At 76.5% G+C, this 571-nt stretch carries 1 pseudogene; it reads left to right on the top strand.

Features of this window, described 5'->3' with window-relative positions:
• Positions 1-17 precede the first annotated feature (17 nt).
• Positions 18-571 (top strand): annotated as a pseudogene (locus BZL64_RS09375) (O-antigen ligase family protein); the annotation flags it as partial.

Here is a 571-nt window from a genome sequence, read left to right on the forward strand (position 1 = left end):
GTGTGGGGTCCAGGGGGATGACGTCCGCGGACGGCGAGTCCGCTCCTGACGGCCCCGGCGAGAGACGAATCGTTTCTGACGCCGTGGGTGTGGTGGTGCTCGGGGCCTGCGCCACCTGGTCTCTGATCACCGCGGCCGTGCACGGCGGTCGGCCCGAGGGCGTCCTGCTCGCGGTGCTGGCGGTGACCGCCGGTTACGCGGCGGGCCGGATCCTCGGAGAGCTGCTGCCCGTCGCGGCGCCCTGTGCGGCGGCTGTGGCCGGCCTCTCCCTGACCCTGGCGCTGCCACGGCTCGTCCCGGGACCCGAGACCGTCACACCGCTGGGCCACGCGGGTGCCACCGCTGCGGTGCTCACCCTGTCGGCCGGGGCCGCGTGCTGTGCGGCCTGGGGCACTCCCGTGCCCGCACTGCGGCTCGGTCTGCGGCTGCTGGCCGCTGGCATGGCGGTGGCTGGGGCCGCGCTGGGGTCGGCCATCGCGATGGTGACCTGCGGCGCCGTCCTGCTGTGCTCTCTTGCCGCCGGCCGGATGCCCCACCGCGGTCGCGGCCTGGCGGGCCTGGCCCTGGCCGC

The sequence above is a fragment of the Streptomyces bobili genome, from assembly GCF_002154575.1.
Taxonomy (GTDB): Bacteria; Actinomycetota; Actinomycetes; order Streptomycetales; family Streptomycetaceae; genus Streptomyces; species Streptomyces bobili.